The organism is Galbibacter mesophilus (assembly GCF_023721415.1).
GTDB classification, from domain to species: Bacteria; Bacteroidota; Bacteroidia; order Flavobacteriales; family Flavobacteriaceae; genus Galbibacter; species Galbibacter mesophilus.
In genome coordinates, this window is sequence record NZ_JAMQVC010000001.1 from 1,240,963 (window position 1) to 1,256,869 (window position 15,907).

10 protein-coding genes are annotated in these 15,907 nt (G+C 39.9%); 3 read left to right on the forward strand and 7 right to left on the reverse strand.

Annotation, left to right across the window (positions count from 1 at the left end):
* Window positions 1–90: 90 nt before the first annotated feature.
* The 5 genes from NDQ75_RS05380 to NDQ75_RS05400 form a co-directional block, all read right to left on the reverse strand.
* Window positions 91–1,971, reverse strand: coding sequence for a CBM96 family carbohydrate-binding protein (locus NDQ75_RS05380; protein WP_202028369.1), 1,881 nt, complete (start codon window positions 1,969–1,971; stop codon window positions 91–93).
* 20 nt (window positions 1,972–1,991) lie between these two features.
* On the reverse strand, window positions 1,992–3,197 hold the full coding sequence (locus tag NDQ75_RS05385; RefSeq protein WP_202028370.1) for a glycoside hydrolase family 88 protein: 1,206 nt from the start codon (window positions 3,195–3,197) through the stop codon (window positions 1,992–1,994).
* Window positions 3,198–3,206: 9 nt separating this feature from the next.
* The gene (locus NDQ75_RS05390) at window positions 3,207–4,724 is read right to left on the reverse strand and encodes a RagB/SusD family nutrient uptake outer membrane protein (protein WP_202028371.1); all 1,518 of its coding nucleotides are present in this window, start codon (window positions 4,722–4,724) and stop codon (window positions 3,207–3,209) included.
* A gap of 68 nt (window positions 4,725–4,792) precedes the next feature.
* Window positions 4,793–7,855, reverse strand: coding sequence for a SusC/RagA family TonB-linked outer membrane protein (locus NDQ75_RS05395; RefSeq protein ID WP_202028372.1), 3,063 nt, complete (start codon window positions 7,853–7,855; stop codon window positions 4,793–4,795).
* A 177-nt stretch (window positions 7,856–8,032) separates the two neighbouring features.
* Window positions 8,033–9,049, reverse strand: a complete 1,017-nt coding sequence (locus NDQ75_RS05400; RefSeq protein WP_202028373.1) for a LacI family DNA-binding transcriptional regulator — start codon at window positions 9,047–9,049, stop codon at window positions 8,033–8,035.
* A gap of 314 nt (window positions 9,050–9,363) precedes the next feature.
* On the opposite strand from NDQ75_RS05400, the gene kduI reads away from it, so the two are divergent.
* From kduI to NDQ75_RS05415, 3 genes are read left to right on the forward strand one after another with little or no spacing between them, the layout of a single operon-like run.
* A complete protein-coding gene (kduI, locus tag NDQ75_RS05405) occupies window positions 9,364–10,197 on the forward strand; it encodes a 5-dehydro-4-deoxy-D-glucuronate isomerase (RefSeq protein ID WP_202028374.1) in 834 nt (277 codons plus the stop codon).
* A gap of 12 nt (window positions 10,198–10,209) precedes the next feature.
* Complete coding sequence (locus NDQ75_RS05410; protein WP_202028375.1) at window positions 10,210–11,004, forward strand: gluconate 5-dehydrogenase; 795 nt, start codon at window positions 10,210–10,212, stop codon at window positions 11,002–11,004.
* Window positions 11,005–11,009: 5 nt separating this feature from the next.
* Complete coding sequence (locus tag NDQ75_RS05415) at window positions 11,010–12,197, forward strand: DUF4861 domain-containing protein (protein WP_202028376.1); 1,188 nt, start codon at window positions 11,010–11,012, stop codon at window positions 12,195–12,197.
* On the opposite strand, the gene NDQ75_RS05420 is transcribed toward NDQ75_RS05415, so the two are convergent.
* Both NDQ75_RS05420 and NDQ75_RS05425 read right to left on the reverse strand, forming a co-directional pair.
* A complete protein-coding gene (locus tag NDQ75_RS05420) occupies window positions 12,194–13,216 on the reverse strand; it encodes an LLM class flavin-dependent oxidoreductase (protein WP_202028377.1) in 1,023 nt (340 codons plus the stop codon). The genes NDQ75_RS05415 and NDQ75_RS05420 overlap by 4 nt on opposite strands.
* Window positions 13,217–13,305: 89 nt before the next feature.
* A complete protein-coding gene (locus NDQ75_RS05425) occupies window positions 13,306–15,858 on the reverse strand; it encodes a zinc-dependent metalloprotease (RefSeq protein ID WP_242513659.1) in 2,553 nt (850 codons plus the stop codon).
* Window positions 15,859–15,907: the final 49 nt, after the last annotated feature.

The window sequence follows — 15,907 nt, forward strand, 5'->3', positions numbered from 1 at the left end:
ATTATTCCTAATGGGAATTGAGTTAAAAAGCAAAAGCCACTTCTCTCGAAATGGCCCTGCAACTAACTAAATTTAATCTAACCGAATGCATTATTTAATAATGATGGTCTTGTTGACGGTTTTTTGTCCGTCATATTGTAATTTCAATACGTAGGTACCTGGGGATACTTCCTTATTGATATTTAAATTTATTTTTTCCTGATCCAGAATCTCTGTTTCAATTGGTACTTCATCGCCATTAAAGGTATAAAGCGATATTTGGTTTGGTTTTTCTTCTAAGTTGTTTATGTGCATAACCTTTCCGCCTGAAGGATTAGGATATACCAATACATTCTTATTGGATTTTTCAATGGTTTGTGCGCTTTGAGCAGTTTGTGAACAGTCGCAATCTACCTCATTTTTGTAATTGCCGCCATCGGGAGCCAATCCAAATTTAATTTCATCATAATAAACCTCATGCATGGGGTCGGTGTTTTTTAGAACATCGCTGTAGGTTCCAAACTTTACATAGCAACTTTGTTTTTCAGGAAAATCTACGTTTGTTTTTTTAACATAATCGTCCCCAATCCAAACTTCAATTACACCATCGTTGTTGGTTCCATACTTTAAATGCACTACAATATCCGTCCACTGGTTTAAGACAACATCCGACACATCGCCATAACCGGCTACATCATATTTGTAAACCCCATCCACTTTATGGGTAATAATAGAGCCGTACTGATTTCCGCCCCCTCCCGCGTCTATGTTTTTAAACTGAAAAATATGAACATTCTCACTCGACCATTTGTCCTGCAAATAATTGTCTTTTATGTAAACGCTAAAGCCAATCCACACATCATCGCCGTAGCTCGCAAATGCATCTTCATAATTTCCTATTTCGTTTCTTGCGCTGCAGTAGCTTCCGCCGGTAAGTACTTTTTCTTCATAAGACCGTGTAAATCGTAAGGATTTGGATCCGCATCTGGATAAATCATCAGAAACCTTCAAAGGAGACGAACTGCATGGTGTTCCGCAGCTCGGACCAACATCACAATTTTGCTCGTAATAGTAATCGATGGTTTCGGTTCCATCAGCATAATTTTCAAAATTGTCCTCACGTATTTGGGTGTAAGAAGATAAGGTTCCGGCAGTTTTCACCGTAATTGCACTGCTGTTTCCAGAAAAGTTTCCTGCTGCATCAGCGGCTTTAACATAAAAAATATAGGTGGTCCTTGGTGTTAGGCCAGTAACGGTTGCAGAAGTAGATGGAGGATTGCCAAATACAGATTGATCCCAACCTGAATTTTTAAGAACTTCATATTTTGTGACCCCAATATTATCTGTGGAGGCACTCCAACTTAAATCTACAGAGGTTTCAGTAATATTGGAAGCTACCAAATTTCCGGGTGTTGAAGGTGCTGAGCTGTCTGAATTACTAATTGTTAACTTAGGAGGATTCGGACTTTCTTTTGAATGAATATCCACTCGTTGATCCCAAACACCATTGCTTCCCCAGGACATATCCACATAGACGTAAAAGGAAACTATTCCATCTCCATTAATTTGGTTGTTTACAAAATTGGTGACATCAAAAGAGGTGTAACCTCCATTAGCTTCTGTCCCCGAATCTAAATTATTGCCAGAGGATGAAGGTCTGTTGTTCCAAGTTAAACTGGATTCGCTCCAAGAATCACTTTGTACATCTTGCACGGCAAAAACAACGTTGGTAACACTGTTATTCCATTCGGTATTATAAAGTTCAAGGGTAACAGAGTTTGCTGAGGTGTTTACGGCGCTTACATCAAATTTCACAAAATATTCGCGTGTCTCGGAAGCTTTAGGTTGAATGGTGTAGTTCGACTGACTTCCGTAGTTATTGGTTGGGTGTTTACTATTTACAAATCCGTCAGAAATCGGATTCAGAACGGTGGTTTGTGCAACAAGCGGAATGCTTGCCATAAGTAAAAAAGAAATAAGTAAAGTTTTCATCTTTTTAAAGTTTTGGTTGGTTAATTGGGGCTGGGGGAACCTTTTTGTCTAACCAATGCTTCCAAGAAATAGTAATCGCCGTAATTTATAGGTTCATCTATTTCATCGTTTTTAGGCCAATTTCCTGTGCTGTGTTTTAGAATAAAAGGGGCTTCCACTTCTGGATTTAAAAGGTATTCTTCACTCTTTAAATTTTCCAAAACCTTATTGGCATAGTTTAAATAAATGTCGCTTTCAGTGTAAGAATATAATTCTAAACAGGCGGAGGCCACAATCGTAGCAGCCGATACATCCCGAGGGGCATTCGGGATGTCCGGGTCGTTAAAATCCCAATAGGGAATCCCATCTTTTGGAAGGTTATCATGGTTTAAGTAGTAATCCAGTACAGCTTTAGCAATATCTAAGTGCTTAGGATCTTTTGTATAACGGTACGTCATGGTGTACCCATAAATTGCCCAAGCTTGTCCACGCGCCCAGCCAGACTCGTCGTTGAAGCCTTGATGTGTTACCTTGTCTTTTACAGAGCCGTTAATGCTGTCGTAAACTACCACGTGATAGGTACTGTTATCGCTTCTGAAATGGTTTTCTAGAGTAGTGTTGGCATGCTTTTCAGCAATTTTATAGTAGCTACTGTCCCCAGAAATTTTAGTAGCTTCGAACAAAAGTTCGAGGTTCATCATATTATCAATAATTACAGGGAACTCCCATTCTTTGGCGTTAAAATCCCACGAACGGATGCAACCCACATTTTCATTAAAACGAGTACTTAGCGTTTTAGCGGTTTGGACAACTACATCTTCGTAAGCCTCATTCTCTTCCGTTTGTAGTCCGCTTCCGAAACTGCAAAAAACTTTGAAACCTGTATCATGGGTATGAGTGTCATATTTCTCCTTCTCCATGAAATCCGTCCAAACAGCGGCTTGTTTTTTATAAGCCGGATTGTTGGTTAGTTGATATATTTTCCAAAGACTACCAGGAAAAAATCCCGCAGTCCAATCCCTTGAATTTACCTTTCGTATTCCTTTTTCTTCGGAATAACTTCTAGGAAAAGACAATGAATCGGGAGCATAGTCCAATAACTTTTGATACCGTACCTTCAGCAAGGAATCGGAAGAAATGGAGGTAACTTCATCTGAAGCTACCTCTTTAATTTCCCATTTTTGTTTACAACTTAAGGCTGAAACTAGTACAGCGCTTGCTAAAAAATAATTTACTAATTTGATCATTCTAGTAGTTTAATAACCGGGGTTATTTGGTAATAAGTTAGGATTTCTTGCAAGTTCATCTCCCGGAAGTGGGAATAGATAATCCCTTCCTTCATCAAAATTGGAATGCGGTTCCAATCCGTTAGCATCAAAAACTGATGATCCTATTTGCAGTCGCTTAATATCGTACCATCTTTTAAACTCGAAAGCCAATTCTAGCCTACGCTCTTCAATGATGGCATCGTGGAGAGCTTGTTGCGATAATCCGTTTGGTAAATTTTCAGGGAAATTAGACATTACCCCACCTTTGTTTCTTGCTCTTGCTCGTACTTGGTTTACTAAATCTATAGCTTGGCTACTTCCCGGCTGTAATTGGTTTAAGGCTTCCGCAGCAATTAATAAAACTTCAGCATAACGCATAGTGATATAATGATGACTAGATTGACGCCCATTGGATGCTGTTAGCCCTGGAAACCTAGAATATTTTGCAATATGAGGTCTGTTAACACCACGATCGGAAAACTCGGCAAAACGTGTGTAAGGTTCAACGTTGCCATTGAAAACCGCGATAGTATCAAAACTTACAGATCTTCTATAATCCTTTTCATCCCAAGTTTCAAAAACTTTTAGACTTGGTACGGCAACGGTCCACCCACCATTAGGAACTCCTTTTTCATCCTCGCGAATGGCGGTTAGCGGTATAATTAAATCATCTCCTAAATCCCCTTGACTATTTTGACCGATATAATTAATAGTAAATAAAGGTTCTTTTAAAGCTCCCGCCTTTTCAGCATCAAAAAGATCTTGAAAGTCGGCTTCCAAGCCTAAGTTATATTTACCAGCGTTAGTGATAATAGCATTCGCTTCATCATACGCTTTTTGATATTCTCCCAAAGTTAGATACACAGAAGCCAAGTATGCCATTGCAGTAGCTTTGGAAGGCAACGAGCGTGTTGGTTGATTGTCGGGCAGCCACTGTTTCGCAAACTCTAAATCAGCTATGATGTTTTGATATACCTCCGCTTCCGAAGTTTTGGAAATGGTTTCTATCGTTTTTACATCTGTAACTGCTTCGTCTATGTAAGGAATGTCCCCAAATATCCGTACCAAATGGTAATAAGCAAAAGCTCTGGAGAAATTCGCTTGTGCAGCGATTGCATTTATAACATCTTCGTCACCTTCTATTTGTTTTGCGCCGTCCAACGCTTGGTTTGCAGCACCAATAATGGCATACGATTGTGGCCAAAAGGCTGTAACCATTCCGTTATCATCTCTCGCGGAAAAATTGTTAATATCCTGTCTTCTAGCAGGGGTTCCTAAGTCTCCTATTTCTACCATATCGCCGCGAAGCATGATGGAAAGGGTTAATTTTCTTCCCCAATATTTTTCAGAAGCCATGTACCCAAAGCTACCGTTAACCGCAGTTTGCAAATCCTGTGGGGTTTTTATAAAAGAATTGGGAGACAGTAGACCTACTGGCTCTTCCTCAAGGTCGGAACAACCTATGAGAAGCAATCCTATGATGAATGTTGAAATTATATTTTTCATTGTGTGTGTTTTAATATTATCCTCTGTATCTAGATTATAGCTTATAAACATTTAGTGATTAAACCGTTTTAAAACTTCAAGTTCATTCCTAAAGTAAACGACCTTACATTCGGGTAGTTTCCGTAGGCCAATCCTAAATTTGTATTAGCTCCTTGACCTCCGTTGCTTCGATAGCTAGTTTCTGGGTCCAGACCGGGATAATCGGTGAAGGTTAACAAGTTTTGACCACTGATGTAGAACCTTAGGTTTTGAACACCTAAACGTTCAACAACTTGGGAGGGAAGGCTATAACCTAAGGATACGTTTTTAAGTCGCACGTAGCTTCCGTCGTAGATGTATCTGGATGTAATCCTTTTTTCCCTAACAGCCGCAGAAGGAACATTGGTGTTGGTGTTTGTCGGAGTCCAAGCATTAAGAACTTCCGTAGTAGCATTAGAATCACCAGAGCCAAGTTCTAACAGTGTATAGTCTAAAATATCACCTCCGATGGCCGTTTGGAAGAAAATATTAAAATCCAAACCTTTGTAAGTGAAGGTGTTGTTTAAACCTCCTGTAAAGTCCGGATTTGGATCGCCAATGATAGTTTTATCATCAGAGTTTACCATTCCATCTGGAGTGTCTACAATCTCTCCATCTGCATTTCTTCCAGCAATATCTCTAAATAGTTCTCCTCCAGGTTGGGTTTCGAATCCTTGAGGCACATTGTCTCCATCTTGAATTACCCCATCATATATATATCCATAAAAGGCTCCAACTGGTTCTCCTTCTCTAAGAATCTGAGATTCGTCTTGTAAAAAGTGCCCTGGAGCAGAAGGATAAATGATATCCTCACCATCGGGCAATTTCGTTATTTCATTGATGTTTTTAGAGATGTTAAAATCTGTTGTCCATGTAAAGTTTTCGTTCAATATGTTTTTACTGCTGATGAATATTTCGAACCCTTTATTTACCAAAGAACCTATATTCTGAGTTTGGATAGCATCTGCTATCCCGCTTATTTCAGGCAACGGTCTTGGAAACAACAAATCTTTGGTTTCAATATTGTAGTAATCAAAAGAAGTGTTCAATCGGTTTCCGAAAAACCCTAAATCTACCCCAACATTTAACTGGTATGAAGTTTCCCATTTGAGGTTATCGTTTGCAAACTCAGTAACCGCGACAGAGTTTACGATGTTATCGCCAATTACGGTATAGATTTCAGAAAACCTGGCCAAAGTTCCGTATGCAGGAATCGCCTGATTACCGGTTAAACCGTAACTACCTCTCCACTTCCAATTGGAAATCGTGTTGCTGTTCTCCAAAAAGCTTTCGTTACTCATGTTCCAAGCAAGTGCCCCGGAGGGGAAAAATGCGTATTTGTGGTTTTTACTGAAGTTAGATGAACCATCCCTTCTTGCTGTAAAGGTTATTAAGTAGCGATCGTCGAAGCCATAATTCAATCTCCCAAACATAGAGACCAGTTCAATTTCGCTTAAACCTGAATCCGGTCTTAGGTACACAGCACCTCCAGAAAGATTTCGATAGGAAACATTGTCGGTAACAAAACCTTGGGATGCGGCATAAGAATACTCATTTTTATTTTTTTGGTAAGAGTAACCTCCCATTAAGGTTAGAGCATGATTTCCAAAAGTGCGGTCGTAGGTTAAATAATTTTCAGAAATTAAGTCGGTAGATTTGCTGGTAGTAATGTTGGCTTCTCCGCCTATACCTGCGCCGGCCAATAGCGTAGAAGGCACAAACCTTCCCTCCATAGTATTTCCTGTATTAAAACCGAAAGTAGTTTTAAAGGAAAGTCCTTTAAAGATTTCCAACTCAGCAAATAAGTTGGCTCTAAATAAGTCAGAAGTTTTTTCATTTACATTTAAAGTTGCAACAGCAAATGGGTTGTCGATGTCATCACCTAGAGAATTGATAGTTAAGTCGCCATTCGCATCGTAGATTCCCAAATCTGGTGCGAATCTATAAATGGAAGAAATAACATCTGCCTGTCCTGTTCCTCCACTTCCTGTTTGTGTGGGTACCCCATCTTTTGAAATTCTATTTCCAAAAAGATTCATCCCAACTTTTAATTTTTCAGTTGCCTGAACATTTACGTTACTCAAGAAAGAAAACCGATTTAAGTCAGAACCCAGCACAACCCCTTCTTGGTCGAAAAAAGTTCCCGAAACATAATAATTTACATCGTCAGTAGCTCCAGAAACAGATACTTGGTGATTGGCAATTGCACCAGTTCTATAAATTTCATCTTGCCAGTCTGTATTGGCAGGACCTTGCACATAGCTTGAGCTGTAAGAGCTTCTGTATTGTGCGAACTGATCTGCGTTTAGCATATCGAGTTCGTTGGTCACTTCTTGAAGCGAGTACGATGAGTTTAATTCAATAGATGCTTTTCCAATCTTTCCTTTTTTGGTAGTTACCATAATTACACCGTTTGCACCACGGGAACCGTAGATAGCGGTAGCGGACGCGTCTTTCAAAACTTCCATGGAAGCAATATCTTCCGCAGGAGGCATCTGTGCTCCAACAAAACCGTCTACAACTATTAATGGATCGCTCCCAGCGTTGATAGACGTACCCCCACGAATTCTTATTTTTAGTGGCGCACCAGGCTCTCCACCATTATTTGTTTGAATATTTACCCCGGCAACACGTCCTTGTAATGCTTGTTCTGCATTTTGAACAGGGTATGCCACGAGGTCTTCCGACTTTACCGAAGATACAGCGCCAGTGATGTCACTTTTCTTTTGTGTTCCATAACCTACAACAACAACTTCGTCCAATTGGGAAACATCTTCTTGAAGTGTTACATTAATGGTTGTTTGGTTGTTTACGGAAACTTCTTTTGTGGCAAAACCGATATAACTGAATACTAATACAGCGTTTGTGCCAGATACATTTATTTCATAGTTCCCGTCAAAATCGGTTACAACTCCAGTTGATGTTCCTTTCAACGTTACTGCAACCCCAGGTAAGGGTGTTCCATCTACAGTGGTAACCACACCGGACACGGAATTTTGAATGGGTGGTGTGTTTAGGTTGGATGCGTTTACGAGCATTGACAACATGCAAAAACATAGTAGGAAGTATGTTTCTGAAGGTGTCAAAATCTTTTTGAACCATTGTTTTTTCATATTGATTAAGTGTGAAATGTTAGTTAATTCAGCACAATGATACAAAACCAAAATTAAAAATACAATCGATTGTAAAAATTATTTCGTAAAGCAAATAGTGTTTATTTCAACTATTGTTAAAATTGCAAGGAATATTTTGAGTAATTAGTGATTATCCTGAATGTAGATGAAAATACTCTAACGTAAAGTAGAAGCTCTTTTTATAAGTGTAGGACTTAAAGTGACCGTCTTGGTGGCAATGGCGCCGTCGTTTTTAAGGCTGTCAATCAAAAGGTTGCAGGCAATCTTTCCTATGTCGTAACCAGACTGATCAACAGTGCTAAGCGCTGGTTCTATAACGGCTGACATCGGTTCGTTACTGAAGCCCACGACAGCAATATCTTCTGGGATTCTTACTTTGGATTCCTTAAGTTTTTTCATTGCGCCGATGGCAGCAAGATCGTTTGCAGATACAATTCCATCTATTGCCTTTTTGCTTTTTATGATGTCGTCCGCAAGGCGGTAGCCGTCTTCTTGATGGAGGGCGGAGGCAAATACGAGTTTGCTGTCAAAAGGAATATCATTTAGCTTTAATGCGTCTTTATATCCTTTTAAACGGTTTTTGTATATAGCAAGATTTTTAGGTCCTGAAAGGTGTGCGATTTTCTTGCATCCCATTTCAATAAGATGTTCGGTAGCTTGTAAAGACGCCTGATAGTCATCTATGAGAACCTTGCTATTGTTTACGTTTGGTAGTGCTCGGTCGAAAAAAACCAAGGGCGTATTGGTTTGATTAAAGCGTTCTAAATGCTCCGCGCTAACGGTTTCCATGGAGACGGAAACGAGTACGCCATCCACGCGATTGGAGATAAAGTTTCCCACTATCCTTTTTTCCCGTTCCAGCTTCTCCATAGATTGCGCAATAACAACGTTGTATCCGTGTGTGTAGGCTGCTTCTTCAATTCCAGCAATTGTAGATGAGAAAAAGTGCCTACTTATTCTTGGTACAATTACTCCAATGGTATTGGATTTGCTTTTGCGTAAATTGGAGGCCAACATGTTGCGTTGATATCCAATCTCTTTTGCCTTTTTAAGCACCTTGTCTTTTGTTTTTTGAGTAACTAACTTACTGTCGTTAAGTGCTCTGGAAACCGTAGAGCTGTCAATATTCAAAAGCTTGGCAATCTCATGAATGGTGGGTTTACTTTTTTTCATTAATACAAATGGGTTGATTCAAAGCTATATGCCTCTCAAATTCAGCGTAAATATAGATATTTCTGTGTTTCTCTTCCTGGCTTTATGTTTTTTGGTGCAAAGTTCCTGTAAAACCGGGTGCGTTTGCTCAATTTCAGGTGAAAAGTCTTCAAAATATTTGCAATCGATTGTAAAATTATTTAAATTTATTTACATTGCACTTCGTAATGATTAAATTTAGGATGAAACCGCAACTTTCAATTCCTGAAGTCATGTTTTTGGCAACTATTAAAAATATAAAGGGAATAGAAAGTTTGCAATAAAACTTTAGATAAATGAAATACAATACAAGGTACGCTTCGAGTCCAAATGAAGTGAAACAAATGGATACACAGGCCTTAAGGGACACTTTCCTAATAGGCGATTTAATGAAAGTTGACGAAATAAATCTTACCTATTCGCATTACGATAGATACATCGCGGGTTCTGCAGTGCCTAAAAAGCCACTAAAGTTGGAGCCGATTGATCCTTTGAAAGCTGAATATTTCCTAGAACGTCGTGAACTGGGTATTATAAATGTTGGTGCTAAAGGCGAGGTGAGCGTTGACGGAGAAGTGTTTTCTTTGGAACACAAAGAAGCCTTGTACGTAGGGCGAGGGAAAAAAGAAGTGATTTTTAAAAGTGCTGATAGCAATAACCTCGCTAAATTTTATATTAACTCTGCACCCGCCCATAAGGAACTTCCTACCAAAAAGGTGGGGATGAAAGAAGCGAATAAATTGGAACTGGGCTCTTTGGAAACTGCTAACGACCGAACAGTAAATCAATTGATTATCGGAGGTATCGTAGAAACCTGTCAGTTGCAAATGGGACTTACCGAACTAAAAAAAGGAAGTGTTTGGAACACCATGCCAGCACATGTTCACGACCGAAGAATGGAAGTATATTTTTACTTAGATGTGCCAGAAGATCAAGCAGTTTGCCATTTTATGGGGCAACCGCAAGAAACTAGGCATGTTTGGATGCACAACCACCAAGCCATTATTTCGCCACCTTGGTCTATCCATGCAGGGTCAGGAACTTCCAACTATAGCTTTATTTGGGGAATGGCCGGCGAGAATTTGGATTATGCAGACATGGATAAAGCAGCAATTAAAGAATTGAGATAAAATTAATCACGAATGAGTTTATCACTTTTTAATTTAGAAGGTAAAACAGCATTGGTAACAGGCGCCACTCACGGTTTGGGAATGGCCATGGCCATGCAGCTAGGAAAAGCAGGAGCTACCATTGTTATTAATGGGAATTCTTCCCAACAAAAAATAGACGATGCCATTACCGAATACAAAAAGGAGAACATTAAAGTTTACGGTTATAAATTTAATGTAACTAAGGAAAATGAAGTATCCGAAGCTATCGCGGCGATTGAAAAGGAAGTAGCGCCTATCGATATTTTGGTGAACAACGCAGGGATTATTAAAAGAATTCCGCTGGAAACCATGGATGTGTCCGATTTTAGGGAAGTAATCGACGTGGATTTAGTGGCACCTTTTATTGTTTCCAAGCAAGTGGTGAAAGGAATGATAGAAAGAAAAAGCGGTAAAATAATCAACATCTGTTCGATGATGACAGAATTGGGAAGAAATACCGTTGGGGCATATGCGGCTGCAAAGGGCGGACTAAAAATGCTTACTAAAAATATGGCTACGGAATGGGCTAAACACAACATTCAGGTTAATGGTATTGGCCCGGGGTATTTTGCAACTTCGCAAACCGCGCCTATTCGTGTGGATGGACATCCTTTCAACGACTTTATTGTAAACAGAACGCCTGCCGCTAAATGGGGAGACCCAGAAGATTTGGGCGGTGCGGCTATCTTTTTGGCTTCCGCAGCAAGTAATTTTGTAAATGGACATATTTTGTATGTGGATGGTGGTATTTTGGCTACCATCGGAAAACCATCAAACGAAGACTAAAACTTATGAAACCTTTTATTTATTCCCTTTTCTGTGCAACAATTCTAGTTTCATCATGTGCAAAACAGACGGAAACCATAGTTGTTGAAGTTGAAAATAGCTTGGACATTAATCGTTCTTTTGAAACAGTGGAAATTGATCTTTCTGAACTTTCCCAGTCTGAAGAACAAAAGAAATATGCTAATTGGGGCGTGAAAGATGCATCTTCTGAAAGCGAACTTGTTTCTCAATTGATTGATGAAGACCAAGATGGGGAATGGGATTTACTTATTTTTCAACCGGAAATAAAGGCGTCCTCTAAAATGAAATTTGAGATTTTCCCGAAGGAAACCATTTATAAAACGGATAGTGTCCCCGCTTGTTTTTCCCGCTTTGTGCCGGAAAGAACAGACGATTACGCTTGGGAAAACAACCGTGTGGCTTTTAGAACGTATGGTCCCAAAGCACAAAAAATGGTGGAAGATAGCATACAGGGTGGAACCCTTTCCAGCGGCATTGACGCTTGGTTGAAAAGAGTGGAGTATCCCATTATAAATAAATGGTATGAAAAATATGTTTCAGGAACCGGGACGTATCACGAAGATACTGGCGAGGGACTCGATAATTTTCACGTTGGTAAAAGTCGCGGTATTGGTGGTGTTGCCAAAAAGGTGGATACAAGTTATTTCTATTCCAAGAATTTTGTTTCTTGGGAAACCATTACCACCGGGCCATTGCGAACTAGTTTTGTTCTAAAGTACGCCGACTGGGATGCAGGGGGAAAATCTATTTCCGAAGAAAAACATATCTCTTTGGATTACGGTCAGAATCTATCAAAATTCAAACTTAAAGTTCAGGGTGTTCAAACCATTTCAACCGGAATTACACTTCATAAAAAAGAAGGGGACACCAATACAAACATAGAGCAAGGTTGGATGAGCTATTGGGAACCACACGAAGGCTCGGAACTTGGTATGGGCATAGTAACCAAGCCTGAAAACATTGTAGCGTTCGACAAGTTTGATACCACAGCAAAAGATGAAAGTAATTTGTATGCTGAGTTAAAACTTGAAAACGGGGAAGTGGTTTATTACGCTGGTTTTGGGTGGAAAAAAAGCAATCAATTTACAACCCAGAAAGAATGGGAAGCATACTTAGCTGATTTTTCCAAAAAACTTGCAACTCCGTTGAAAGTTACGTTACCATTAAACTAAGAAACGGCAACTTTTTCAGAAAACAATTCACTCAATAGTTCGTAGGATTTAAGTCTAGCGTCGTGATCGTAAATGTAAGACACAGCAATTATTTCGTTTACTTGCGTGGCATTTACAAACTTTGAAAGTTCGTTGTCAACGGTTTTTTTAGAGCCTACAAATGTAAAATACATCATATTTTTAATAGCCGCTTCTTGTTCGGGCGTCCAAATATCGTCCATGGAGTCTACAGGAGGTGGCAAAGGTCTGCGAATATTAGTCACCACGCCCATCGCAAATTGGTATAAGCTCGTAGCAAGTCGTTTCGCTTCTTCATCAGTATCCGCAATGATTACATTTACGCATGCCATGGAATAAGGTTTCTCTAACTTATCAGAAGCATTAAATTCATTATTGTAAATGTCAAGAGCATTGAATAATTGTGCTGGTGCAAAATGACTGGCAAATGCATATGGCAATCCTTTTTTGGCGGCTAAGGATGCGCTAAACGTACTAGAGCCCAATAAATAGATTGGTACTTCCAGTCCTTCCCCTGGAATGGCACGCACCCTTGAATCTTCATTTTCAACGGAAAAATAGCGCTGGAGTTCTTCAATATCATTGGGGAAATCCTGTACACTTTCCTGCTTGCCTCTTCGCAAGGCTTGTGCCGTTAATTGGTCGGTGCCTGGGGCTCTTCCCAAACCTAAATCTACTCTATTGGGATACAAAGTAGCCAACGTACCAAACTGCTCTGCTACAATTAAAGGCGCATGGTTGGGCAACATAATACCTCCAGAACCGATTCTAAGTTCAGAAGTTCCCTGCAATAAATAGCCTAGTAGCACTACCGTAGCAGAACTTACCAAGCTTTCCATGTTATGATGTTCGGAAACCCAAAACCTATTATAACCCAATTTTTCGGCATGCTGCGCTAAATCCAAACTGTTTTTAATGGCTTGCAAAGGTGTGTTCCCTTGGGTGACGGGAACTAAATCCAATATTGAAAAATGTGTATTATAAAGGGGATTCTCAGACATGAAAACTACTTTTAAAAATCTATTATATGAAGTCGGTTATGATGGTTAATGCTTACAATCTTTAAACGCACGTAAGACTACAACAGAGTTTAATGTTGAATGGGACGATAAATAGGTTCCATCGATTTGGTTTCGCCAACTACATCATCAATTTTCTTTACAATATACTGCAAATGGGCCTTTGCCAATTTATTGGATACATTCGGCAATACATTTTGTACCCTACGTCGAAGCGTAATAAGTTTATTGAGTGCCAATGATCTGATATCAGTGTTATAAGTTTTTTCTTTAGATAATTGTGCCATTAAACCCACCATGGGGCTTTCGGCTTCATTGGGCTTGTAGAGCGCTATTAAGTCGGAAACGTACGTTTTTTGTAGTTTTCTTTGGTAATCAGTTGGATTGTAGAAAACATCTAAATCGCTCCAAATATATCCGCTTAAATCGTTTAAATATTCTTCAGGAGTATACGGATCGTCGAAGCCATATCGGTCTGCCGCAAACGAAATTCTACTTATCCGGCTTCCACCCATTAAGGTCAGCATTAAACTTTCCATAATTTCCGTGGTGGGCGATTTAGCGTTGGGCTCTTGGGTTTTGTTCAGAATAGAATCTTCCAACAGCCATTCGGGTTCATTAAAAAGATACGTATTCAAAAACATAAGTGCTTCTTTCTGTTTGCCCTTGGAAACCGCTTGGTACACGTCGCCTTCATCACTTCTCGACTTTGGCGTTACGTAAATCCCGCCAATATTTTTAGCTACATGAAAAAGGTAATTGCTGTATTGTTTTAGAGCATCTTTATAAATGGCGTTCAAATCTTCATAATCGCCGTTGGGATTATCTGCGGTCCAATCTACCAAATTCGGTAATACGCGTTTCAAGTTTTCAATTCCGTAGTAAGATGCTACCATGGCGTTGTCACCCAAATCTTCCGTTTGCGAACGCGGATCGAAATCTTTTCCTTCCCCGCCGAACCAAAGACGCGGATTCGTACTTACGCTATCGGCCACCCACTGGTTAAGGATTTTCTTTTCTTCTTCGGAAGAAAGACTATCTGGAAATGCTGAATACCCCCATTGTATTGCCCATTTATCATAATCGTTGATGCGTGGCATTAAATTTTCTACGGAAACACTGTCCTCTGGCTGCGCTACATAATTGAAGCGGGCATAATCCATTATCGAACTCGTATGTCCGTTTTTGGTCAGCCAATCGTTATCTCGCAGGCGTTCCACCGGTGTAGCATGACTCGCCGCCATGTTGTGCCTGAGCCCAAGGGTGTGCCCAACCTCGTGGGAAGAAACAAAACGAATTAGTTCGCCCATTAGTTCGTCATCGAAGGTCATTTTTCGGGCGCGCTCGTCTACTGCTCCAGCTTGAATCATATACCAATTATGAAGGAGGTTCATTAAATTATGGTACCAGCCCATATGGCTTTCCAAAATTTCGCCACTACGCGGATCAATAATATTCGGTCCATAGGCGTTTTTGGAAGGCGATGCAAAATACCGCAACACAGAGAAACGAGCATCCTCCAAACTCATGCTGTCATTATCTTCTGGCCATTCTTTCCCAATAATGGCGTTTTTAAATCCGGCTTGTTCAAAGGCTTTTTGCCAATCGTTGATTCCCTTAATAAGATATGGGCGCCATTTTTCAGGGGTAGCGGGATCAATATAATACACAATCTGTTTTTTAGGTTCTACCAATTCCCCGCGTTTCCATTTCTCCACATCTTCGGGCTTAGGCTCCAATCGCCAACGGTGTATGTAAGTGTTTCTATCTACTTTCTGCTGGTCGTCTCCATAGAGATAATAGGAACTCGCAAAGTAGCCAACACGTGGATCGTAAAAGCGCTTTTTCATTGGCTTTTGTGGGAGCAAAATAATAGAGTTATTGAGTTCTAAAGTCACCACCCCCGACAGCATGGCTGCAGGGAGACTCTTTTTGTGGTCTTTCGAAGCTTTGGCATTAAAGGTTTTTACCGTTTTTATTTCTGTATTTATAGGGTAGGAGTTTATGTCCTTAATGTAAGACCTGTCTTTTTCCAAAGAAGTCAACCCGTAACTCTCTTTTTGTGAGGAACTAAGAGATAACAAATTGTTTTCGCTATTAATAAAATCGGTTACCTCAATGACGGATGTACTATCCTCCTTGTTTCGGGCTTTTACCTCAAAGGCATGTAAAATAGGAGTGATATTGGAGTTGTTAACTGCCTTGGCGATGGCATCGTTTTCATTGGCCTCACTTACAAAAGTGGAAATGCGAAGAAATAGTTTGTTGGAAGGACCTTTTTCAAAAAAAATAGTTTTCTCGCCAATCTCTTCCCCACCGTAATTTCCGGCACCGCTGGGTGTTTTTACAAAGCGGGTAACCACTAGCATTTCCCTACTTAAAAGCGAGTCTGGTATTTCAAAAAAGTATCGATCGTTTACTTGGTGAACTTTAAATAGGCCATCCTGTGTAATGGCATCGCTTGGGATAAGCTTGGCAAGTGCAGGAATTTCTTCCGTAGTAAAAGTACTTTCTGTAGCCGTTTTAGTTGTTCCGCAGGAAACAAAAACCGCCACTAGGCAAGCTGTTAAGACTAATTTGTATTGTGTAGGTAGACCCATATCCGCACTAATAAATTTTATCAAATTGACCTTCGTTTATGGTTTTGTTGTTTGATGGTAATAGTAGCGTTTA

Coding starts and splice junctions, on each gene's coding strand:
- NDQ75_RS05380 (WP_202028369.1), bottom strand. CDS start 1,971: ATGAAAACTTTACTTATTTCTTTTTTACTTATGGCAAGCATTCCGCTT.
- NDQ75_RS05385 (WP_202028370.1), bottom strand. CDS start 3,197: ATGATCAAATTAGTAAATTATTTTTTAGCAAGCGCTGTACTAGTTTCA.
- NDQ75_RS05390 (WP_202028371.1), bottom strand. CDS start 4,724: ATGAAAAATATAATTTCAACATTCATCATAGGATTGCTTCTCATAGGT.
- NDQ75_RS05395 (WP_202028372.1), bottom strand. CDS start 7,855: ATGAAAAAACAATGGTTCAAAAAGATTTTGACACCTTCAGAAACATAC.
- NDQ75_RS05400 (WP_202028373.1), bottom strand. CDS start 9,049: ATGAAAAAAAGTAAACCCACCATTCATGAGATTGCCAAGCTTTTGAAT.
- kduI (WP_202028374.1), top strand. CDS start 9,364: ATGAAATACAATACAAGGTACGCTTCGAGTCCAAATGAAGTGAAACAA.
- NDQ75_RS05410 (WP_202028375.1), top strand. CDS start 10,210: ATGAGTTTATCACTTTTTAATTTAGAAGGTAAAACAGCATTGGTAACA.
- NDQ75_RS05415 (WP_202028376.1), top strand. CDS start 11,010: ATGAAACCTTTTATTTATTCCCTTTTCTGTGCAACAATTCTAGTTTCA.
- NDQ75_RS05420 (WP_202028377.1), bottom strand. CDS start 13,216: ATGTCTGAGAATCCCCTTTATAATACACATTTTTCAATATTGGATTTA.